General features: G+C 70.0%; 10 protein-coding genes. 7 read left to right on the top strand and 3 right to left on the bottom strand.

Features of this window, described 5'->3' with window-relative positions; genetic code table 11:
• Positions 1-4 precede the first annotated feature (4 nt).
• The gene (locus ABD817_RS06200; protein WP_344915910.1) at positions 5-10,306 is read left to right on the top strand and encodes an SDR family NAD(P)-dependent oxidoreductase; all 10,302 of its coding nucleotides are present in this window, start codon (positions 5-7) and stop codon (positions 10,304-10,306) included.
• A gap of 7 nt (positions 10,307-10,313) precedes the next feature.
• Positions 10,314-14,063, top strand: coding sequence for a type I polyketide synthase (locus tag ABD817_RS06195; RefSeq protein WP_344915908.1), 3,750 nt, complete (start codon positions 10,314-10,316; stop codon positions 14,061-14,063).
• A gap of 38 nt (positions 14,064-14,101) precedes the next feature.
• Here the strand turns inward: ABD817_RS06195 and ABD817_RS06190 are convergent, their stop codons facing one another.
• Positions 14,102-15,739, bottom strand: coding sequence for an MFS transporter (locus tag ABD817_RS06190; RefSeq protein WP_425583275.1), 1,638 nt, complete (start codon positions 15,737-15,739; stop codon positions 14,102-14,104).
• A gap of 70 nt (positions 15,740-15,809) precedes the next feature.
• Here ABD817_RS06190 and ABD817_RS06185 point away from each other — a divergent pair, with 70 nt between their 5' ends.
• The 4 genes from ABD817_RS06185 (at position 15,810) to ABD817_RS06170 (ending at position 19,763) form a co-directional block, all read left to right on the top strand.
• Entirely contained in the window at positions 15,810-16,454 is a 645-nt protein-coding gene (locus ABD817_RS06185; RefSeq protein WP_344915904.1) for a TetR/AcrR family transcriptional regulator, read from the top strand.
• A 215-nt stretch (positions 16,455-16,669) separates the two neighbouring features.
• Positions 16,670-18,022, top strand: a complete 1,353-nt coding sequence (locus tag ABD817_RS06180) for a nucleotide sugar dehydrogenase (RefSeq protein ID WP_344915902.1) — start codon at positions 16,670-16,672, stop codon at positions 18,020-18,022.
• A gap of 4 nt (positions 18,023-18,026) precedes the next feature.
• Complete coding sequence (locus tag ABD817_RS06175; RefSeq protein ID WP_344915900.1) at positions 18,027-19,007, top strand: NAD-dependent epimerase/dehydratase family protein; 981 nt, start codon at positions 18,027-18,029, stop codon at positions 19,005-19,007.
• Positions 19,008-19,049: 42 nt separating this feature from the next.
• The gene (locus ABD817_RS06170) at positions 19,050-19,763 is read left to right on the top strand and encodes a class I SAM-dependent DNA methyltransferase (RefSeq protein WP_344915898.1); all 714 of its coding nucleotides are present in this window, start codon (positions 19,050-19,052) and stop codon (positions 19,761-19,763) included.
• 363 nt (positions 19,764-20,126) lie between these two features.
• Here the strand turns inward: ABD817_RS06170 and ABD817_RS06165 are convergent, their stop codons facing one another.
• A complete protein-coding gene (locus ABD817_RS06165) occupies positions 20,127-21,227 on the bottom strand; it encodes a DegT/DnrJ/EryC1/StrS family aminotransferase (protein ID WP_344915896.1) in 1,101 nt (366 codons plus the stop codon).
• A complete protein-coding gene (locus ABD817_RS06160; RefSeq protein WP_344915894.1) occupies positions 21,224-21,568 on the bottom strand; it encodes a sugar 3,4-ketoisomerase in 345 nt (114 codons plus the stop codon). Before ABD817_RS06160 ends, ABD817_RS06165 begins: the two co-directional genes overlap by 4 nt.
• Positions 21,569-21,922: 354 nt before the next feature.
• Here ABD817_RS06160 and ABD817_RS06155 point away from each other — a divergent pair, with 354 nt between their 5' ends.
• Entirely contained in the window at positions 21,923-23,137 is a 1,215-nt protein-coding gene (locus ABD817_RS06155; protein ID WP_344915892.1) for an FAD-dependent oxidoreductase, read from the top strand.
• Positions 23,138-23,301: the final 164 nt, after the last annotated feature.

Raw genomic sequence — 23,301 nt, 5'->3', positions numbered from 1 at the left:
GGACATGGCGAACGAGGACAAGCTGCTTGACTACCTCAAGAAGGTGACGGCCGATCTCCACCAGGCCCGCGAACGGCTGCGTCAGGTGGACAGGGGCGAGCAGGAACCGATCGCCATCGTCTCGATCGGCTGCCGGTACCCCGGTGGCGTGCGCTCGCCCGAGGACCTGTGGCGGCTGGTCGACGAGGGACGGGACGCGGTCGGGCGTTTCCCCGCCGACCGAGGCTGGGCACTCGGCGACGTCATCGGGGACGAGTACGCCCACGAGGGCGGATTCGTGCACGACGCGCCCGACTTCGACGCGCGGTTCTTCGGGATCTCCCCGCGCGAGGCGGTCACCATGGACCCGCAGCAGCGGCTGGTGCTGGAGGTGTGCTGGGAGGCGCTCGAACGGGCGGGCCTCGTGCCCGAGTCCCTGCGCGGCACCTCACTCGGCGTCTTCGTCGGCAGCGGCGGCCAGGACTACTCCACCCTGCTGGCCGCCGCCCCGGAGACCGCCGCCGCGTACCTGAGCACGGCCAGCTCGGGAGGTGTGATCTCGGGCCGGGTCTCCTACACGTTCGGCTTCGAGGGACCCGCCGTCACCATCGACACGGCCTGTTCCTCCTCGCTGGTGGCACTCCACGTGGCCTGCCAGTCGCTGCGGCAGGGGGAGTGCTCCATGGCGCTGGCCGGTGGGGTGAACATCATGTCGACGCCCGCGCCGTTCCTGGCGTTCAGCAAGCAGAGCGGGCTCGCCGTGGACGGCCGGTGCAAGGCGTTCTCCGACTCCGCGGACGGCACGGGCTGGGCGGAGGGCGCGGGAATGGTCCTGCTGGAGCGGCTGTCCGACGCCCGCCGCAACGGCCACCGGGTGCTGGCGGTGATCCGGGGCAGCGCGGTCAACCAGGACGGCGCGTCCAACGGCCTGACCGCGCCGAACGGCCTGTCGCAGCAACGCGTCATCTGGCAGGCGCTGGCGAACGCGGGGGTGACCGCCGACCAGGTGGACGTGGTGGAGGGACACGGCACGGGGACGACACTCGGCGACCCGATCGAGGCGCAGGCACTGCTGGCGACGTACGGGCAGGGCCGGACCGGCCCGCTGTGGCTGGGGTCGGTGAAGTCGAACATCGGGCACGCGCAGGCCGCCGCCGGGATCAGCGGCGTGATCAAGATGGTGCAGGCGCTGCGGCACGCGTCACTGCCGAAGACGTTGCACGTCACCGAGCCGTCGTCGCACGTGGACTGGTCGGCGGGGTCCGTCCGGCTGCTCACCGAGGCGCTGCCGTGGCCGGGGCTCGATCGGCCGCGCCGGGCGGGAGTCTCCTCCTTTGGCGTCAGCGGGACGAACGCGCACATGATCCTTGAGGAGGCGCCCCCGATCGAGGGAGGGGCCCCCGAGGCACGGCGACGACCGGTGGGCGGCGTGGTCGTGCCGCTGTCGGGACGCGGGCCGGAGGCGCTGCGGGCCCAGGCGACGGGCGTCTCCTCGCTGCTGGCGGCCGGGGCCGACCTCGTGGACGTCGGGTACTCGCTGGCGACGACCCGGACCGCTTTCGAGAACCGGGCCGTGGTGGTGGCCCGGGACGAGGCCACGGCGACCACAGGTCTGGACGCGGTGGCCGAGGAGGGTACGGATCAGGGACCGGTCGCGGGTGGGTTGTGCGCGGTGCTGTTCTCGGGTCAGGGGGCGCAGCGGCCCGGGATGGGAGCGGGGTTGTATGCGGCGTTCCCGGTGTTCGCCGAAGCCTTCGACGCGGCCTGCCCGGAAGCGGTGAGGGAGGTGGTGTTCGGTGGTTCGGAGCTGATCGATCAGACGGTGTACGCCCAGCGGGGGTTGTTCGCGTTCGAGGTGGCGTTGTTCCGGTTGGTGGAGTCGTGGGGGGTGGTTCCGGATTTCGTCGGGGGTCATTCGGTGGGGGAGATCGCGGCTGCTCATGTGGCGGGGGTGTGGTCGTTGGAAGATGCCTGCCGGGTGGTGGAGGCACGTGGCCGGTTGATGCAGGCTCTTCCCGCTGGTGGGGCGATGGCGGCGGTGGCGGCCTCGGAAGCGGATGTCGTCCCGTGTTTAAGTGAGCGGGTTGGGTTGGCGGCGGTGAACGGTCCGGCGTCGGTGGTGGTCTCTGGTGACGAGGACGCGGTCGAGGCGCTGCTGGACCAGTTGGACGGGGTCAGAGCCAAACGGCTACGGGTCTCGCACGCTTTCCATTCGGCGCGGATGGATCCGATGCTGGACGACTTCCGTACGGTGCTGGAGTCGGTGGTGTGGAACCGGCCGCGCATCCCGCTGGTGTCGACGTTGACCGGTGCGCTCGCCGACCCCGACGAGATCGCGTCCGCCGAGTACTGGGTGCGGCAGGTGCGTGAGCCGGTCCGGTTCGGCGACGCGGTGCGCACCCTGGAGGCCGAGGGGGTGAAGACGTTCGTCGAAGCCGGGCCGAGTGCCGCGTTGTCGGCGATGGGTGCGCGGGACGGTGTGTTCGTCCCGTTGGCGCGTAAGGAGCACGATGAGGTCGAGGCCGTGGTCCGTGGGGTGGGTCAGGCGTGGATCCGGGGTGTGGCGGTCGACTGGTCGATGTTGTTCACCGGGTCCGGTGCTGAGCGGATCGACCTGCCGACCTATCCCTTTCAGCGGAGGCGTTATTGGTTGGAGGGGGGTGTTGGTTCGGGTGATGTGGGGTTGTTGGGGGTGAGTGCGGCTGGTCATCCTTTGCTGGCGGCGGCGGTGGTGTTGGCCGATTCGCAGGGGGTGGTGTTGACGGGGCGGTTGTCGGTGGAGACGCAACCCTGGTTGGCCGACCACCGGGTGATGGGGGCGGTGATCTTCCCCGGCACCGGCTTCGTCGAGCTCGCCGTGCGGGCGGGCGACCAGGTGGGCTGTTCGAACGTGGAGGAGCTCACGCTGGAGAGTCCGCTGGTGCTTCCCGAGCGGGGCGGCGTGACGGTTCAGGTGACGGTCGGCGAGCCGGACGAGACCGGCAGGAGAACGCTGTCCGTGCACAGCAGGGCCGAGCACCTCGGGCCGGACTCTCCCTGGACCCGGCACGCCACCGGCCTGCTCGGCACGGTGATCCGGTCGTCCTCCTTCGACCTGCGCAGCTGGCCGCCCGCCGGTGCCGAGCCGATCGACGTCGACGGCGTCTACGAGCGGCTCGCCGACAGCGGGCTTGTCTACGGGCCGGTCTTCACCGGGCTGCGGGCGGCCTGGCGCAGCGGGGACGAGGTGTTCGCCGAGGTGAGCCTGCCCGAGGTCGCGACGGCCGACGCGGCGCGGTTCGGGCTGCACCCCGCGCTGTTCGACGCGAGCCTGCACGTGCTGGGCATGGCGGGAATCGCCGAGGACCCCGTACGGGATGAGGAGAGCGGGGCCTGGCTGCCGTTCTCGTGGTCCGGCGTCACGTTGTACGCCGGTGGCGCGTCGACGGTGCGGGTGCGCCTGGTGCGGGACGCGGCCGGCAGGGCGGTGGCGATGCGGATCGCCGACGGCGCGGGCGCACCGGTCGCCGTGGTGGACGCGCTGGTGACCCGGCCGCTGCCCGACGCCCGTTCCGCCTCCGGGCAGTCCGTCTCCGGGCCATCCGGCTCGCTCTACCGGCTGGCCTGGCAGCGACTCGACGCCCCGGCGCCCGATCTGACGGACATGGTGGTGGTCGAGTGCGACGGCGGTGACGACGCGCGGGCGGTGCGGGCCGCCGCCTGCCGGGCGCTGGCCGTACTGCGGTCCTGGCTCACCGACGACCGCGCCGCCACGTCGACGCTGGTCATGCTCACGCGGGGCGCGATGGCGGTGAGCGGTGACGAGAAGGTGGACGTGGCCGCCGCGACGGTGTGGGGACTCGTGCGGTCCGCGCAGGTGGAGAACCCGTCCAGGATCGTGCTGGTCGACACCGACCGGGAAACCGCCGACATCGCCCGCCTCCTCCCCTCGGTGCTCGCCACCGGTGAACCCCAGGTGGCGGTACGTGGCGGGGTGCTCCACGCCCCGCGCCTGGCCAGGGCACGGGCGGAGGACGGCTCCCCGCCGAACGCGTTCGACGGCGCGGGCACCGTCCTGGTCACGGGGGCCACGGGCTTCCTCGGCGGCCTGGTCGCCAGACATCTCGTCACCGGGCACGGAGTCCGGAACCTCCTGCTGGTCAGCCGGTCCGCGACCGACACCGGACTGGTCGCGGAACTGACCGGTCTCGGGGCCACCGTCGAGCTGAGAGCCTGCGACGTGGCCGACAGGGACGCGCTGGCGGCCCTGCTCGAAACGATTCCCGCGAAACGACCGCTGACCGGCGTGGTGCACGTCGCCGGGGTGCTGGACGACGGGACCATCGCCTCGCTGACGGAGGAACGCCTGGACACGGTGTTCCGGCCGAAGGTCGACGCCGCGCTGAACCTGCACGAGCTGACCAGGGACCTCGACCTGACCGCGTTCGTACTGTTCTCCTCCATCGCCGGAGTGTTCGGGAACGCGGGGCAGGGCAACTACGCCGCCGCGAACGCTTGCCTCGACGCCGTCGCGGCCCGTCGGCGAGCCGACGGGCTGCCCGCCCTCTCGCTGGCGTGGGGGCTGTGGGGGCAGGAGTCGGGGATGTCCGAGACGTTGGTCCGGGCGGACCGCTCCCGCATTTCCCGCAACGGGGTGCTCCCCCTGTCCGAGGAGGAGGGGCTGGCGCTCTTCGACACCGCGATCGGGGTGGACGAGGCGACGGTGATCCCCGTCCGGCTGGACACCTCGGCACTGCGCGACGCCGGCACGTTGCCGCCGATCTTCCACGGGCTGTGGGGACCGGCGCGCCCGTCCGCCGATCCCGGCTCTCCGGCCGGTGGTCTCGCTGAGCGGGTACGCGCGATGACGGAGGACAAGAGCCTGGAGACGTTGCGTGACCTGGTGGTCGGCCAGGTCGCGGCGGTTCTCGGGTACGGCTCGCCCGGTGAGATCGACCAGGACCGCGCCTTCCAGGACCTCGGTTTCGACTCCCTGACCGCCGTGGAACTGCGTAACCGGCTGGGGACCGCCACCGGCCTGCGGCTGCCCGCGACCCTGGTGTTCGACCATCCGACTCCGGCCGCGCTGGCGCGCTTCCTGGGTGAGTTGATCCTGGGTGCGCCTTCCCCGGAGGCCACCCTCTCCGCGAGTTCCACGGTGAGTGCGGAGGAGCCGATCGCGATCGTGGGGATGGCCTGCCGCTATCCGGGCGGGGTGCGCTCGCCCGAGGACCTCTGGCGGCTGCTCGACCGGGGAGAGGACGCGATCTCCGGATTCCCGACCGATCGCGGCTGGAACCTCGGGGAGCTGTACGACCCGGAACGGAGCCGGCCGGGGACGAGCTACGTGCGGGAGGGCGGGTTCCTGCACGAGGCGGGGGAGTTCGATCCCGGGTTCTTCGGGATCAGCCCTCGCGAGGCGCTGATCGTCGATCCGCAGCAGCGGCTGCTCCTTGAGACGGCGTGGGAGGCCTTCGAACGGGCGGGGATCGACCCGGCCCTGCTGCGGGGCAGCTCGACCGGGGTGTTCGCCGGTCTGATGTACCACGACTACATCGGCAGCAGCAGTACCGGCGCCATCGCGTCCGGGCGGGTGGCCTACACCTTTGGTCTGGAGGGTCCGGCGGTGACGGTGGACACCGCCTGCTCCTCCTCACTGGTGGCGCTGCATCTGGCCGGTCAGTCGTTGCGCCAGGGGGAGTGCTCGCTCGCCCTGGCCGGTGGAGCGACGGTGATGGCGACACCGGAGACCTTCGTGGAGTTCAGCCGCCAGGGCGGACTGGCCGGGGACAGCCGGTGCAAGGCGTTCTCCTCGTCGGCCGACGGTACGGGCTGGGCCGAGGGCGCCGGGGTCCTGGTGCTGGAGCGGTTGTCGGACGCTCGTCGTAACGGGCACCGGGTGCTGGCGGTGGTTCGTGGTAGTGCGGTGAATCAGGATGGGGCGTCGAATGGGTTGACGGCTCCGAATGGTCCGGCGCAGCAGCGGGTGATTCGTCAGGCGTTGGCGAATGCTCGGGTGTCGGCGGATCAGGTGGATGTGGTGGAGGGGCACGGTACGGGGACGACGTTGGGTGATCCGATCGAGGCGCAGGCGTTGCTGGCGACGTACGGTCAGGGCCGGACCGTCCCTTTGTGGTTGGGGTCGGTGAAGTCGAATCTGGGTCATACGCAGGCCGCTGCGGGGGTGGCGGGTGTGATCAAGATGGTGATGGCGATGCGGCACGGGGTGATGCCGAAGACGCTGCACGTGGACGAGCCCTCACCGCACGTGGACTGGTCCTCGGGCGCGGTCGAGGTGTTGACCGAGGCCCGGCCGTGGCCGGAGCGCGAAGGGCCTCGTCGTGCGGGGGTGTCGTCGTTTGGGATCAGTGGGACGAACGCGCACGTGATCGTGGAGGGGGTGGTGGAGGAGCCGGTGGCTCGGGTGGTGGGGCGTGGGTTGCCGGTGGTGCCGTGGGTGGTGTCGGCCAAGTCGGCTGAGGGGTTGGGTGCGCAGGTCACGCGGTTGACGTCGTGGGCCGGGAACGCGCTGGACATCGGATACTCCCTGGCCACGACCCGGACCGTTCTGGATCACCGTGCGGTGATGGTGGGTGGGGGGTTGGTGAGTGGGTCGGTCGCGGGGGGTCGGTGTGCGGTGCTGTTCTCCGGCCAGGGAGCACAGCGGCCCGGGATGGGAGCGGAGCTGTATGCCGCGTTCCCGGTGTTCGCCGAAGCCTTCGACGCCGCCTGCCCTGCAGCGGTTAAGGAGGTGCTGTTCGGGGGTTCGGGGCTGATCGACCAGACGGTGTACGCCCAGCAGGGGCTGTTCGCCTTCGAGGTCGCCCTGTTCCGGTTGCTGGAGTCGTGGGGGGTGGTCCCGGACTTCGTCGGCGGACACTCCATAGGGGAGATCGCCGCTGCTCACGTAGCCGGGGTGTGGTCTTTGGAAGATGCCTGCCGGGTGGTGGAGGCACGCGGCCGGTTAATGCAGGCCCTGCCCCCCGGTGGGGCGATGGCCGCGGTAGCCGCCTCGGAAGCGGACATTGCCCCGTACCTGAATGAGCGGGTTGGGTTGGCGGCGGTCAATGGTCCGGCGTCGGTGGTGGTCTCCGGTGATGAGGACGCGGTCGAGGCGTTGCTGGATCAGTTGGACGGGATCAGGGCCAAACGGCTAAAGGTTTCGCACGCTTTCCATTCGGCGCGGATGGATCCGATGCTGGAGGACTTCCGCACGGTCCTGGAGTCGGTGGTGTGGAATCGGCCCCGTATCCCGCTGGTGTCGACGTTGACCGGCGCGCTCGCTGATCCCGAGGAGATCGCGTCGCCGGAGTACTGGGTGCGGCAGGTCCGCGAACCCGTCCGGTTCGGGGATGCGGTGCGCACCTTGGAGGCCGAGGGCGTCACCACGCTCCTCGAAGCCGGGCCAAGCCCTGCCCTGTCGGCGATGGAGACCCAGAGCGCCGTGTTCGCTCCTCTGGCGCGTAAGGATCACGACGAGGTCGAGGCAACGATCCGTGGGGTGGGCCAGGCATGGACCCGGGGCGTCACGGTCGACTGGCCGACGATGTTCGCGGGGTCCGGTGCTCAGCGGATCGACCTGCCGACCTATCCCTTCCAACGCGAGCACTACTGGCTGGACAGCAGTACGGCGAGCGGATCCTTCACCTCGGGGCACCCGCTGCTCGCGAGCGTCGTGGAATTGGCGGGCTCGGCGGGACTGCTGTTCACCGCCCGCCTGTCCAGGCGGACGCATCCCTGGGTGGCCGATCACACCGTAGGCGGAGCCGTGATCCTGCCCGCGACCGCCTACGTGGAGATGGCCTTCCACGCGGGGGACCGGGTGGGCCTCGACCGCCTGGCGGAGCTGACGATCCAGGCGCCCCTCGTCATCCCCGAACGGGGAGCGGTCGACGTCCAGTTCGCCGTGGGCGCCCCCGATGAGAACGGTTCGCGGACCGTCAACGTCCACTCCCGCCACGACAGCGCGCTGGGCGACGCCCTCTGGACACACCACGCGACCGGCCTGCTCACGGCGGGGACCCGTCGTCCGCCCGCGCTTGCGGGAGCGTGGCCGCCTCCGGACGCCGAGCCGATCGAGCTGGCGGGATTCTACGAACGGCTGGCCGACGCCGGGCTGAGCTACGGGCCCGCCTTCCAAGGGCTGCGCAGGGCGTGGCGGAGGGACGGGGAACTGTACGCGGAGACGGAGCTCGCAGAGCAGGCGAGGACCGAGGCCGCCAGGTTCGGGCTGCACCCGGCCGCGCTGGACGCCGCCCTGCACGTGGTCGCGGCGAGCGGTCTGGGAGGCGAACAGGTCCTGCTGCCGTTCAGCTGGTCCGATGTGGAACTGCACGCCACCGGAGCCTCCGATCTGCGCGTCGTGATCCGGGCGGAGAGCGCGGAGGCGGTCGCGGTCGAGGTGAAGGATGCCACGGGCACCCCGGTGGCCTCGGCGGCACTGCTGCTCAGACCGGCCGCGCTCGACCAGCCGACCCCAGAACACGAGTCGCTGTTCCGGCTGGACTGGGTGCCCTGCCCGGCCGAACCGGTCGCCACCACGACGGGCAACGGGCTTGCCCGCGCACTGGCCGATCAGGTGGCGGTCGAATCCGCCGAGGATCCGGTGATGGCCGGTGAGGACGACATCGTCGTCCTCCGCTCCGGCCCCGGAGAAAATACCGCCGACGCCGTACGGGCCGAGACGCATCGGGTCCTGGCGATCCTGCAGAAGTGGATACGTGACGAGCGGACGGGCAGGCTCGTCGTCGTCACCCGGGGAGCGGTCGAGGCGGGCGGTTCCGAGGTCACCGATCTGCCGGGTGCGGCCGTGTGGGGGTTGGTCCGGTCCGCGCAGTCGGAGAATCCCGGCCGCGTCGTGCTGGTGGACCTGGACGACGACGCCGAGTCCCAGCGCGCCGTGGTCGCGGCCGTCGCGACGGGCGAACCCCAACTCGCCGTACGAGCCGGCCAGGTCTGGATGCCACGGTTGTCGCGAATCGGCCGTTCTCCCGATGCGGAGGGAGACGTCGCGGTCGTCCCCGGCACCGGCGTACGGTGGGACGCTCGCGGCACCGTGCTCGTCTCCGGTGGCACCGGCACGCTGGGCCGGTTGGTGGCCAGGCACCTGGTGACCGGCCACGGTGTCAGGCACCTGGTGCTGGCCAGTCGCAGTGGCGATCGAGCGCCCGGTGTCACCGAGCTGGTGACCGATCTCACCGGCCTCGGCGCGCACGTCGAGGTCGCCGCCTGCGACCTCGCCGACAGGGACGAGACACGGCGGCTGCTGGCCGGTATCTCCGGTGACCATCCCCTGACCGGGGTCGTACACGTGGCGGGAGTGCTCGCCGACGGCGTGCTGCCGTCCCTGACGCCGGAGCTCATGGACACGGTCCTGCGTCCCAAGGTCGACGCCGCGCTGAACCTGCACGAGCTGACCAGGGATCTCGACCTGGGCGCCTTCGTGCTGTTCTCCTCGGCCGCGGGTATGTTCGGCACACCCGGACAGGGCAACTACGCCGCCGCCAACGCCTTCCTCGACGGCCTGGCCCGGCACCGGCAGGGCCTCGGCCTTCCCGGGCTCTCACTGGCGTGGGGAGTGTGGGCGGGCGAGGGCATGGCGAGCGGGCTGGCCGGTGCCGACGCCCGCCGGGTCGAGCGGCTGGGCATCGAGCCGCTCACCCCGGAACGGGGCCTGGAACTGTTCGACGCGGCCTGCGCGACCGGCGCCCCCTCGGCGGTGCCGATCGCGCTGAACGCCACCGCGCTCGCCGCGCTCGGCGACAACCTGCCGCCGGTGTTGCGCGGTCTCGTGCGCACCCCGCTCCGCCGTACGGCGAGTGGCACGGACGCCTCGGCGGCGCTGCGGGATCGCCTCACCGGACTGACGGAGGAGAAGCGGTCGGCGGAGCTGGTGGAACTGGTGCGGGCCACCGCCGCGGCGGTGCTCGGCCACGCGGACGCCTCCCACATCGAACCCGACCGTGCCTTCACCGAGCTCGGCTTCGACTCGTTGACGGCGGTGGAGTTCCGCAACCGCGTCAACGCGACCACCGGGCTGAGGCTGCCCGTCACGGCCGTCTTCGATCACCCGAATCCCCGGGCCCTGGCCTCGGCGCTGGACAAGGAACTCACCGTCGCTCTGCCCGCCTCCGACGACTCATCGGAGATCCGGGCGATCCTGCAGTCCATTCCGCTGGCCCGGCTGCGTGAGGCGGGTCTGCTGGACAGCCTGTTCGAGCTCGCCGGAGTCCGCCGCGAACGCGAGCCCGACGCGGATGACCCACCGGCCGACGGGGCCATCGACGAGATGGACACCGAAAGCCTGATCAGCATGGCCCTGGGAACGCACGACAACGAAAGAGGATGACGCCGCAATGACGAGTCCTGACACGAAGGTCGTCGAAGCACTCCGCGCGTCTCTCAAGGAGAGCGAAAGACTGCGCGAGCAGAACAGGAAACTCCTGGCCCAGTCACACGAGCCGATCGCGGTCATCGGTATGTCCTGCCGGTTCCCGGGCGGGGTGACCTCGCCGGAGGAGCTGTGGCGGCTGGTGGCCGACGGTGGCGACGCGATCACGGAGTTCCCCGGCGACCGGGACTGGGAGATCGAGAAGCTCTACCACCCCGAGCCGGGCCGTCCGGGGACGAGCTACACCCGGCGGGGCGGGTTCCTGCACGACGCGGGGGAGTTCGATCCGGCGTTCTTCGGCATGTCGCCCCGGGAGGCGCTGGGCACCGACCCGCAACAGCGGTTGCTGCTGGAGGGTGCGTGGGAGGCGCTGGAGAGCGCCGGACTCGACCCCGTCGCGCTGCGCGAAAGCCGGACCGGCGTGTTCGCGGGGGCGATGTATCACGACTATCCCGGCAGCTTCGGTTCGGGAAGCATCGTGTCCGGGCGGGTGGCCTACACCTTCGGTTTGGAGGGTCCGGCGGTGACGGTGGACACCGCCTGTTCCTCCTCGCTGGTGGCGTTGCATCTGGCGGTTCGGTCGCTGCGCGGTGAGGAGTGCTCGCTGGCGCTGGCCGGTGGCGTGACCGTGATGGCGACGCCGGGGACGTTCGTGGAGTTCTCCCGGCAGCGGGGGCTGTCGGCCGACGGCCGGTGCAGGGCGTTCGCCACCTCCGCCGACGGAACCGGCTTCGCCGAGGGCATGGGACTGCTGGTGCTGGAGCGGTTGTCGGACGCTCGTCGTCATGGGCATCGGGTGCTGGCGGTGGTTCGTGGTAGTGCGGTGAATCAGGATGGGGCGTCGAATGGGTTGACGGCTCCGAATGGTCCGGCGCAGCAGCGGGTGATTCGTCAGGCGTTGGTGAATGCTCGGGTGTCGGCGGATCAGGTGGATGTGGTGGAGGGGCACGGTACGGGGACGACGTTGGGTGATCCGATCGAGGCGCAGGCGTTGTTGGCCACCTATGGGCAGGGTCGGTCGGTTCCGTTGTGGTTGGGGTCGGTGAAGTCGAATCTGGGTCATACGCAGGCCGCTGCGGGGGTGGCGGGTGTGATCAAGATGGTGATGGCGATGCGGCACGGGGTGATGCCGAGGTCGTTGCATGTGGATGAGCCGTCGTCGCATGTGGACTGGTCGTCGGGTGCGGTGGAGCTGTTGGCGGAGTCCCGTCCGTGGCCGGAGCGTGGGGGGGTTCGTCGTGCGGGGGTGTCGTCGTTCGGGATCAGTGGGACGAACGCGCACGTGATCGTGGAAGGGGTCGTGGAGGAGCCGGTGGCTCGGGTGGTGGGGCGTGGGTTGCCGGTGGTGCCGTGGGTGGTGTCGGCCAAGTCGGCTGAGGGGTTGGGTGCGCAGGTTACGAGGTTGGCGTCGTGGGCGGGGGACGCGCTGGATGTCGGGTACTCGCTAGCCACGACCCGGACGGTTCTGGATCACCGTGCGGTGGTGGTGGGGGAGGGGCTGGTCAGTGGGTCGGTCGCGGGAGGCCGGTGCGCGGTGTTGTTCTCCGGCCAGGGGGCGCAGCGGCCCGGGATGGGAGCGGGGTTGTACGCGGCGTTCCCGGTGTTCGCCGAAGCCTTCGACGCCGCCTGCCCTGCAGCGGTGAGGGAGGTGGTGTTCGGCGGTTCGGAGCTGATCGATCAGACGGTGTACGCCCAGCGGGGGTTGTTCGCCTTCGAGGTCGCCCTGTTCCGGTTGATGGAGTCGTGGGGGGTGGTCCCGGACTTCGTCGGCGGGCACTCAGTAGGAGAGATCGCGGCTGCTTACGTGGCCGGGGTGTGGTCGTTGGAAGATGCGTGCCGGGTGGTGGAGGCGCGTGGCCGGTTGATGCAGGCCCTGGCCCCGGGTGGGGCGATGGCCGCAGTAGCCGCCTCGGAAGCGGATGTCGTCCCGTATGTGAATGAGCGGGTTGGGTTGGCGGCGGTGAACGGTCCAGCTTCGGTGGTGGTTTCCGGTGACGAGGACGCGGTCGAGGCGCTGTTGAACCAGTTGGACGGGGTCAGGGCCAAACGGCTGCGGGTCTCGCACGCTTTCCATTCGGCGCGGATGGATCCGATGCTGGAGGACTTCCGTACGGTGTTGGAGTCGGTGGTGTGGAACCGGCCGCGCATCCCGCTGGTGTCGACGTTGACCGGCGCGCTCGCCGATCCCGAGGAGATCGTGTCGGCGGAGTATTGGGTGCGGCAGGTGCGTGAACCGGTCCGGTTCGGGGACGCGGTGCGCACCCTGGAGGCCGAAGGCGTCACCACTCTCCTCGAAGCCGGACCGAGCCCTGCCCTGTCGGCGATGGAGACCCAGAGCGCCGTGTTCGCCCCCCTGGCGCGTAAGGATCACGACGAGGTCGAGGCCGTGATCCGCGGACTGGGTCAGGCGTGGACCCGGGGTGTGGCGGTCGACTGGCCGACGCTGTTCACCGGGTCCGGCGCTCAGCGGATCGACCTGCCGACCTATTCCTTTCAACGACAGCGCTACTGGCTGAGCGTTCCGTCGGGTGACCTCGCGGGCCAGGCCCTCACCGCCGTGCCCGAGGTGGAGCCGTTGCCGCCGGGTCTCTCGCCGGAGGAGCGGCGGCAGCGGGTACGGGAACTGGTGCTGACCCGTACCGCGTACGTCCTGGGCCACCCGTCGGCCGACAGCGTCGATCCGGAAGCCGGATTCTTCGAGTCCGGCTTCGACTCCGCGACCGCGATGGAACTGCGCGGCGCGTTGAGCGCGGCCATCGGGCTGGACCTCCCGGCCACGGTCGTGTTCGACCACGCGACTCCCGACGACCTCGTCCGCCACCTCGTGGACGCGCTGGCCGAGAGCCCGCCACTCGTGGAGAGCCCGGCCCTCGTCGTGTCCGACGCCGCCGACACCCTGAGCGAGATCTTCAGGGATGCGGTCTACTCCGGCCGGATGCAGCGGGGGTTCGACATGCTGGACGGGGTGGCCGCCACCCGGCCCTCGTTCGCCTCCGTCAAAGACCTCGAACAGGTTCCGGCGCCGGTGAAGCTGGCTGACGGGCCTCGGCGTCCGGTCCTGTACTGCTTCCCCTCGCCGATGGCGCTCGGCGGTGTCCAGCAGTACGCGCGTTTCGCCAGGTACTTCCGCGGTGAGCGAGAGGTCTCGGCCCTTCGGGTGCTCGGTATCTCCCGGGGTGAGAGCCTGCCCGAGTCGGTGGAGGCGGCGGTTGAGGTGTTCGCCGAGAGTGTGCGCGCGGATGTGGGCGAGCGGCCCTTCGTGCTCGCCGGGATGTCCTCGGGCGGGATCTTCGCGCACGCCGCGGCCGGTCATCTGGAGCGGCTCGGCCGAGGCCCCGAGGCGGTCGTCATGCTCGACACCTACCTGGTCCGCGACGAGGACAACAAGGCGGTCTGGGATCAGATGCTCTACGGGCTGCTGGAGAGGGAGCCCGAGATCGGGCCGTTCAACAGCGCGCGGCTGTCGTCGATGGGGCGCTACGTCCGGTTGATCGGCGAGGTGACGCTGGAGGAGATCGAGGCGCCGGTGCTGTTCGTCCGCGCCGAGAGCTCGATTCTCGGTGACGTCCCCGAGGGGGAGGACGGCTGGCGGGCCGGCCTCAAGTCCGCTCACACCACGCTGCAGGTGCCGGGCGACCACTTCACGATGATGGAGGAGGCGCACGCGGGTACGACGGCTCGGGCGATCGAGGGATGGCTGCGCGCCACGCTGTGATCTCGGAGCGGTGAACCCCGGGGCTCGGCCCCGGGGATTCACCGTTCGTTCGTCAGGTCCGCCGTGACGGCCGCCTCGTCCTGAGCATCCGAGTCTCGCTGGGCGTCCGATTCCTTCTGAACGTCTGAGTCCTTCTGGGCGTCCGAGTCCTTTTGGGCGTCCGACCGCAGGTGCCGCAGCAGTAGCACGGCCAGGACCGCGGTCACGGCCAGGATCGCGGCGCCGACGGTCGCCGCCGTCCGCATCCCCTCGGTGAACGCCTCCTGCGCGACCCGGACGAACACGGCCGGATCCGGCAGGAATCTGGAGACCTCCATGGCGCCGCCGAGGGTGTCCCTGGCCGCCTCCGCGGCCTCCGGCGGGAGTCCGGGCGGGATCGCGTCGTCCATCCGGGCGTGGTAGACGGTGGCGCCGACGCTGCCCAGGATCGCGACCCCGAGGGCGCCGCCGAACTCCGATCCGGTCTCGGACAGCGCCGAGGCCGCACCCGCCCGTTTCGGCGGCGCGGCCGCGACGATCATGTCGACGGCGAGCGCGCCCACCGCGCCCGAGCCGCCCGCGAGCAGCATGAAGCCCACCCCCACGATCAGCAGCGAATCGCCGATGTAGACCTGGCTGAGCGCGGCGAAGCCCGCCGCCATCAGCGCGAGTGCCCCGGCGACCACGTACGCCGGACGGAACCATCGCACCAGCAGGGAGGCCGACAGTACGGAGACCGCCATCGCCGGGGCGATCAGCAGGGTCCACAGCGCCGCGGTGAGCGGTCGCATCCCCAGGACGAGCTGCATGTACTGGGTGCCGAAGAAGCCGAAGCCGACGATGCCGAAGATGCTGAGCACGTTGGCCCCGATGGAGGTGCTGAACGCCCGGTCGGCGAACAGCCGCACGTCGATGAGCGGGTCGGTCAGCCGCCGCTGCCGTCGTACGAAGACGACCCCCATCACGATCCCGAAGACGATCGCGGCCAGGGGCGACCACCGTACGCCGTCCTCGGCGAGCATCTTGACGCCGTAGATGACCGGCAGGACGGCCGCGAGGGAGAGGAACGCGCTGAACAGGTCGAACCTGCCCGGGTTGGGGTCGCGGAACTCGGGGAGCAGCAGGGGGGCGAGCACCACCAGGAACAGCATGACCGGGACGTTGACCAGGAACACCGATCCCCACCAGAAGTGCTCCAGCAGCACGCCGCCCAGCATCGGGCCCAGCCCCGCGCCGCCGGAGAACCCGGCGGTCCAGATGGCGATCGCCGTCCGCCGCTGACGGTCGTCGAGGAACATGCTGCGGATCAGTGACAGGGTCGAGGGTGCCAGGGTGGCCCCGGCCAGGCCCAGCAGCGCGCGCGTGGCGATCAGCATCTCCGCCGAGTTGGAGAACGCGGCCGCCACCGACACCACGCCGAACACGGCCCCGCCGATGATGAGCATCCTGCGCCGGCCGACCCGGTCGCCCAGCGTGCCCATCGTGATCATCGAACCGGCGAGCAGGAACGCGTAGATGTCCATGATCCACAGCAGCTGGGCGCTGCTCGGAGCCAGGTCGGCGCTCAGGTTGGGCAGCGCGAAGAACAGCGCCGTCATGTCCATGGAGATCAACAGGGTGGGAAGCACCAGGACCGCGAGCCCTGCCCACTCGCGCTTCCCTGCCTTCGCTGGGACTGTCATGCGATCAATGTACATATGTCTTATATGTTTGTATAGACGATGACGGGGCGGCCTGCCAGGTCGATGATCAGGTAAGATGATGATCGTGGGACACCGGGATGATCTGCTGGCGGGTGCGAAACGCTGCCTCCACGAGCGCGGATACGGGCGCACGACCGCCCGCGACATCGTCGCCGCCTCCGGCGCCAACCTCGCCTCCATCGGCTATCACTTCGGTTCCAAGGAAGCCCTGCTGACCGCCGCCATCATCGAGTCGTTCGCCGAGTGGGGCGACGAGCTCGACGCGGTCATGCTCTCGCTGTCCTGGGACGCCGACGCCGATCCGATCGAGCAGTTCGAGAAGGCGTGGACGCACCTCATCCAGTCCTTCGCCACGCACCGCCCGCTCTGGGTCTCCAGCGTGGAGGCGTTCGCCCAGGCCGAGCACATTCCGGAGCTTCGTGAGCAGCTCGCGACGAGCTTCGAGGAGACCCGTGCGGGGATGGCCGCGGTGATCATGAAGGCCACCTCGGGGATCGACGAGGGGGCCGCCCGCACCATCGGTTCGCTGGTTCTCGCCCTGCTTCCGGGCCTGGCGCTGCAGTGGCTCCTCGACCCCGGCCGCGCCCCGTCCGGTGAGGATCTGGGTGAGGCCATCCGCGCGGTCCTGAGGAGCCTCCCCACCGCCACGTCGCAGACGCCGGATGCCGCCGCCGAGCCGCAGCCGGATCCCCCTGCTCAGGGGAGCTAGGGGCTCCGATAGGGGTTGTCGCGGCAAAGTCGCCGACCATAGTCTCGTTACACAAGCACTGTCGGTGAATTCGACGTCTCGCGGACCTTTTCGCTTTTTCCATGCCTCCAATCGACGGTGCTGTTCTGGGTCGGGGCGGTCGCGGCGAACGGCTTTCCCGGTGTGCCGATGTTGCGCGAGTTCTGAATCTCCGTGCGATTCCCTATGGAGCGAGCATGCAATTCCTGCCGGATTCCGAAGACATCACCGCGGCCGTTCTCGGCCTGGGTTATGTCGGTTCCTGTGTGGCGGCCGTCCTCGCCGACAGGGGCGTCGAGGTGATCGGTGTCGACACCGACACGACCCTCGTCGAGGAGCTCAACAACCGGCACTGCCGGTTCAGCGAGACCGGCCTGCCCGAGCTGATGGCCGGCGGGCTCGACGCGGGCAAGCTGCGGGTGACCACAGACTACGACGCGATCACCGGGGCGGACGTCGTCATCGTGGCGGTCGGCACCCCCATCCACGGCCGAGGTGTGTTGAAGGACGCCCAGCTCAAGGGCGCCTGTGAGGAGTTGAGCCAGCGGATCCGGCGAGGCCAGCTCCTCATCTTCAAGAGCACCGTGCCACCGGGGGCGACCAGGGAGCTGGTCGTCCCGATCCTTGAGCGGAGCGGCCTCACCTGCGGGGTGGACTTCGGGCTCGCGTTCTGCCCCGAGCGTCTCTCGGAGGGTACGGCACTGGCGGAGATGCGGAGCTTCCCGATCGTCGTCGGAGGCTGGTGCCAGGAGAGCACCGAGGCGGCCGTGGCCTTCTGGCGGCGCGCGATCGGGGTCGAGGTCATCGCGTGCGCCTCGCTGGAGGCCGCGGAGATGGTGAAACTCGCCGACAACTGGTGGATCGACCACAACATCGCGCTCGCCAACGAACTGGCCAAACTCTGCGCCACTTTCGATATGGACGTCCTGGACGTGATATCGGCCGCCAACACCATTCCGAAGGGAAACGGGAACGTCAACATCCTGCTGCCCAGCGTCGGGGTCGGCGGTTCGTGCCTGACAAAGGATCCGTGGATGGTGTGGCAGGCGGCCAAGGGCCGGGGAATCGACATGCTCACCATTCCGGCGGCCCGCGAGGTCAACGCCGGCATGCCGCTGTACACCGTGGAGCTGATCCTCACCGAGCTCGCCAAGCTCGGCAAGCGACCCGAGGGGGCCAAGGTGGCGGTGCTCGGGCTCGCCTTCAAGAACGACACCGGCGACCTGCGGGAGACCCCCACCCAGCCGGTGGTGTCCGGCCTGCGCGACGCCGGGGTCGAGGTGACCGCCTTCGACCCGCTGGTGCACCCGGACGAGGTGGAGAAGACCTTCGGGCTGAAGGTGTCCGAGTCGTACGAGGAGGCGGTGTCCGGCGCCGACTGCGTGGCGGTGCTCGCCTGGCACAGGGAGTTCGGGACCATCGACTTCACCGAACTCCGCGAGATGGTGTCCGGCTCCTGCGTGCTGATCGACGGCCGGGCCTACTACCCGAGGGAGACGATCGCCAAGTTGAGACGGGTGGGCTTCGCCTACCGCGGGATCGGGCGGTAGAGCCATGGCGAAGGTGGTGGTGACCGGCGGATGCGGTTTCGTCGGCAGTCATCTGGTGTCGCGGCTCGTGGAGCGGGGCGACGAGGTGACCGTGTTCGACGGCGGCTCACCGCCGCCCGACCAGGGGCCGGGCGACACGCGCTACGTGGCCGGTGACATCCGGGACCGCGCCCAGGTCGCCCAGGTGATGACACCGGACGTCGACGTGGTCTACCACCTGGCGGCCGTGGTCGGCGTCGACCGCTATCTCGACCGCCCGCTGGACGTCATCGACATCAACCTGCTCGGCACCAGGAACGTCCTCGACCTCGCGAACGAGACGGGCGCCAAGGTCGTGGTGGCGAGCACCAGCGAGGTGTTCGGCAAGAACCCCGCCGTCCCGTGGTCCGAGGACGCCGACCGGGTTCTCGGCTCCACCGCCACCGAGCGCTGGAGTTACTCCTCCAGCAAGGCGCTGGCCGAGCATCTCACCTTCGGGTTCGTGCGCGCGTACGGCCTGCGCGCCACGATCGTCCGTTACTTCAACGTCTACGGTCCGAGGCAGCGGCCCGCCTTCGTGGTGAGCCGCAGCATCCACCGGGCGTTGCGCGGGCTGGCGCCGGTGGTCTACGACGAGGGCGGGCAGACCCGCTGTTTCACCTTCGTCGACGACGCGATCACCGCGACGATCCTGGCGGCCACCAGCCCCAAGGCCGACGGCGAGTGCTTCAACATCGGCAGTTCGGACGAGACCCCGGTGCGACGGGCCATCGAGCTGGTCGCCGAGCTCACCGGTGTGGAGCCGGATGTCATCCCCGTGGACATGGAGGAGCGGCTGGGAAACAGCTACCAGGACCTGCGCCGCCGCGTCCCCGACGCGCGCAAGGCGGCCGCCGTCCTCGGCTGGCGAAGCACCACCTCGCTCCGCGACGGTCTGGGCGCGACGATCGCGTGGGCGCGGGCCAACCCGTGGTGGCTCGCACAGCCGGAGAGCGGTCAGAGCTGACCCGGCCCGCACCTTCCAAGACCGGTTCGAGAGGACGACAGCATGTACGACGGTGAACTCCCCGAGATCTACGACATGATCTACCGCAGCCGAGGCAAGGACTACGCGGGGGAGGCCGCCTCCGTGGCGCGGCTGGTGCGGGAGGCCAGACCGGACGCCCGGTCGCTGCTCGACATGGCGTGCGGGACGGGCCCTCACCTGGCGCACTTCGCCGAGCTGTTCGAGCACGTGGAGGGCGTGGAACTCTCCGAGGACATGCTCGCCCTGGCCAAGCGGCGGCTGCCGGACGTGCCGCTGACCAAGGGGGACATGCGCGACTTCGACCTCGGCCGTACGTTCGACGCGGTCACCTGCATGTTCAGCTCGATCGCGCACATGGTTGACGCCGGGGAACTCGACGTCGCGGTGAACCGGCTGGCCCACCACCTGGTCCCCGGCGGGGTGCTGGTCATCGAGCCGTGGTGGTTCCCCGAGCGCTTCGCCCCCGGCTACGTCGCCGGCGACAGCGCGAGCGAGGACGGGCGCACGGTCGTCAGGGTCTCCCACTCCCGGGTGGAGGGCAGGATGACCCGGATGGAGGTGCACTACCTCGTCGCGGAGGCGGAGGAGGGGATCCGGCACTTCACCGACACGCTGTTCATGACGCTGTTCACCCGCGAGGAGTACGAGCACGCCCTCAGGAAGGCCGGTTGCACGCCCACCTACATCGAGGGCGGACCGTCCGGCAGGGGCATCTTCCTCGGGGTCAGGGACTGATCTTCCGGCCGGGTCTTCGCGCCCCCGCATGGTCACCCCGCTCCCGGCCGGGTCTTCGCGCCCACGCGTGGTCACCCGCTCGCGGACGGGTCTTCGCGCTCCCGCGCGGCCACCCTGTCTCCAGCCGGAGGCGGGGTGTTTCCGCTGGGCCCTGGGTGCCCGAACCTCGGTGAACCCGGGTCCTGGTGATCCTGAGCCCCGAAGAGCAGAAGCCCTGGTGAGCCGAAGCCCCGATGAGCCGGAGCCCTGGTGATCCAGGGCTCCGGCGGGCCCGAGCCCTGGTGATTCTGGTGAGCCCGGGTGAGCCGGGAGGTCACCCCGCTTCCCGGCCGGGCGCGGGGTGATCCCACGCCCGGCCGGGACTCACACCGCGGCGCGTACGGCGGCCACCACCGAGTCGACCGCGTCGTCGGACATGTGCGGTCCCATCGGCAGGCTCAGCACCTCGTCGGCGATCCGCTCGGCTAGCGGCTGCGAGCCCGCGAGCCGACGATCGGAGGCGAAGGCGGGAGAGAGGTGCACCGGGACCGGGTAGTGGATCAGCGTGCCGACGCCGGCCTGGGCGAGGCGCTCCCGCAGCCGCTCCCGGGTCGCCGAGCGCACCACGAACAGGTGCCAGGCCGGGTCCGCCCACGGGGCCACCTCGGGCAGCACCAGGTCGTCGAGGTCGGACAGCTCCTTGAGATAGCGCTCGGCGACCGACCTCCTGCGGGCGTTCCAGTCGTCCAGTCGGGCCAGCTTGACGCGGAGCATGGCCGCCTGCAGCTCGTCCAGGCGGGAGTTGCCCGCCTGGATCTCGTGCTGGTACTTGATCCGGGAGCCGTAGTTGCGCAGCAGCCGCAGCCGGGCGACCAGATCGGCGTTGTCCGTGACGACCGCGCCCCCGTCTCCCAGCGCGCCGAGGTTCTTGCCCGGGTAGAAGGAGAAGACGGCGGCCAGCGAGCCCTCACCGACCACGCGGTCCCGGTAACGGGCACCGTGCGCCTGGGCCGCGTCCTCCACCACGGCGAGATCGTGACGGTCGGCGATCTCGGCGATCGGCACCAGGTCGGCGGGATGGCCGTAGAGGTGCACCGGCACGATCGCCCTGGTGGACGGGGTGATCGCCGCCTCGATCAGGGCCGGGTCGATCGTGTAGGTGCGCTCGTCCGGCTCCACGGGGACCGGTCGCGCCCCGATGGCCGAGATCGACAGCCAGGACGCGATGAACGTGTGGGAGGGGACGATCACCTCGTCTCCCGGGCTGACGCCCAGCGCCCGCAACACGAGTTCCAGCGCGTCGCCACCGCTGCCCATGGCCACGCAGTGAGTGTTGCGGCAGTAGGCCGCGAACTCCTGCTCGAAGGCTTCGAGCTCGGGGCCGAGCAGGTACCAGCCCGAGGAGAGCACGCGCTGGACGGCGTCGTCGAGCTCGGCGCGCAACTCGGTGTAGGGCGCCTTCAGGTCGAGAAAGGGCGCCTTCACCGGGAGGCCCTCGCGTCGCGCAGGAACTCCGCGTAGTCCCGGTAGTACTCCGACTCGTCGTAGGGCTCCGACACCAGCCACAGCCCCACCGCGTCCGGCGTGAAGTTCACCATGTCGCGCCAGATCATCGGGACGACGTAGAGACCCCGGCTGGGGTGGTCCAGCACGAACCGCTCCTTTTCGAAGCCGTCATCAACGATGACCTCGAAGCTGCCGTGCATGGCGACGATCAACTGGCGCAGCCGCCGATGACCGTGCGCGCCCCGCGTCACCTTCTCGGGGACATGGTGGATGAAGTAGGCCCTCTTGATGTCAAAGTCAACATCTTTCCCACCTTCCACCACGGTGAGAAGGCCCCGAGGATCGGAATGCTCGGGAAGCTCCACCATTCGACATCGGTCAATTTTCCCGGCCGCCTGGCCGCTGTCCAAGCTTTTTCGAGGATTCATTGATTCCCTTGCTGTCCGGACCGCCGAGTGGCGTGTCCCATTGGCGAGGTGAAATATCGTCGTCACGCTCATGACGCTACGCCCCAGTGAATTTCTTCCCCTACCCCTACGTGCCCCCTAACCCCCCGGCACTTCCGTACGTGTCATGGGTTTCTCTGCCCTTTCATGCATAGGCTGTGCTTGCCATTCCGGCAAGCCGGGGCTTCTTGTCTGCTCGTAAGTAAACATCCTTCGACAGGAGAGAGCATGACCACTGCGTTGATCATCGGGGGCGGCGTGGCCGGACCGGTGGCCGCCATGGCGCTGCAGAAGGCCGGCATCGAACCGCGGGTCTTCGAGGCCTACGACAAGAGCGCCGAGGGGATCGGCGCCAACCTGGTGCTGGCGGTCAACGGCCGCAGCGCGCTGCTCGAACTCGGCATCACCACCGCCCTGGACGCGGGATTCGACATCCCCTACAACCGCTACTTCATGGGCAGCGGCAGGCGCCTGTCCAAGGTCGCGAACGGCAAACAGCTGGACGACGGGACGGTGAGCCGGGCGGTCAAGCGCGGCGACCTGTACGGGGCGCTGCGGGACGAGGCGCTGCGCAGGGACATCCACGTCGAGTTCGGCATGCGGTTCATCGGGGCGGAGAACACCGCGGACGGCGTCGTCGCCCGGTTCGAGAACGGCACGGAGGTGCACGGAGACCTGCTCATCGGCGCCGACGGCCTGCACTCGACCGTACGGACGATCATCGACCCGAACGCGCCGAAGCCGCGCTACGGCAGGCTCATCAACACCGGCGGCTACGCGCGCGACATCTCCGTGCCGGGCGAGCCGGGAACCGAGTTCATGTACCTGGGCAAACGCTGCTTCTTCTGCTACATCCACCACCCCAACGGGGAGATCTGGTGGTACGCGGCCCCGTCCTGGCCGAACGAGCCGAGCAGGGAGGAACTCGCCTCCATCACCCGGGAGGACTGGCGAGCCCACCTCTGCGAGCTGTTCGCCAAGGACAACACCCCGGCCGTGGACATCATCAAGGCCACCCCGGAGATCTGGGCGCCGTGGCCGATCAACGACCTGCCCACCGTCCCCCGGTGGAGCAACGGCCGGATGCTCCTCATCGGCGACTCCGTGCACGCGGTGTCCCCGACCGCGGGGCAGGGGGCGTCGATGGCGATCGAGGACTCCCTCGTACTCGGCAAGTGCCTGCGGGACATCCCCGACATCCCCGAGGCGATGGCCACGTTCGAGCGGATCCGGCGCCCGAGGGTCGAGAAGGTGGTCTCCTTCGGCAGGAGGGCGGGTGACCTGCTGATCGTCGGCAGCCAGGCGCGCAGGCGCGCGCGGGACCTGCTCATGCCGCTGTTCTTCAAGCGGATCGCGCTCAACGAGGCGGCCGCGCTCAGCTGGGTCTACGACCACCGAATCCCGTGGGACGAGCCGATTTCGCCGCAGCCCGCACCGGCCTGAACCGGCCCGCGCCAACTCGCGCCGACCCGCACCGATCCGCACCGGCTTGAACCGGACCGTGCCGTCCTGAAACCGGCCGGCACCGGCTTGAATCGCGGTCAGGAAAACCCGCCACCAGAAAAAACAGGCCGGTTCCCTTTTCTTTTGTTGTTTATTTCATTCAG

The sequence above is a fragment of the Streptosporangium oxazolinicum genome (assembly GCF_039537505.1).
GTDB classification, from domain to species: Bacteria; Actinomycetota; Actinomycetes; order Streptosporangiales; family Streptosporangiaceae; genus Streptosporangium; species Streptosporangium oxazolinicum.
The sequence above is the reverse complement of the archived record's forward strand: the minus strand, read 5'-3'. Positions and strand labels throughout refer to the sequence as shown.

Bases quoted from the DNA above. Each gene is read 5' to 3' on its own strand.
- ABD817_RS06200 (WP_344915910.1), top strand. From the start codon at position 5: ATGGCGAACGAGGACAAGCTGCTTGACTACCTCAAGAAGGTGACGGCC.
- ABD817_RS06195 (WP_344915908.1), top strand. From the start codon at position 10,314: ATGACGAGTCCTGACACGAAGGTCGTCGAAGCACTCCGCGCGTCTCTC.
- ABD817_RS06180 (WP_344915902.1), top strand. From the start codon at position 16,670: ATGCAATTCCTGCCGGATTCCGAAGACATCACCGCGGCCGTTCTCGGC.
- ABD817_RS06170 (WP_344915898.1), top strand. From the start codon at position 19,050: ATGTACGACGGTGAACTCCCCGAGATCTACGACATGATCTACCGCAGC.
- ABD817_RS06175 (WP_344915900.1), top strand. From the start codon at position 18,027: ATGGCGAAGGTGGTGGTGACCGGCGGATGCGGTTTCGTCGGCAGTCAT.
- ABD817_RS06155 (WP_344915892.1), top strand. From the start codon at position 21,923: ATGACCACTGCGTTGATCATCGGGGGCGGCGTGGCCGGACCGGTGGCC.
- ABD817_RS06190 (WP_425583275.1), bottom strand. From the start codon at position 15,739: ATGTACATTGATCGCATGACAGTCCCAGCGAAGGCAGGGAAGCGCGAG.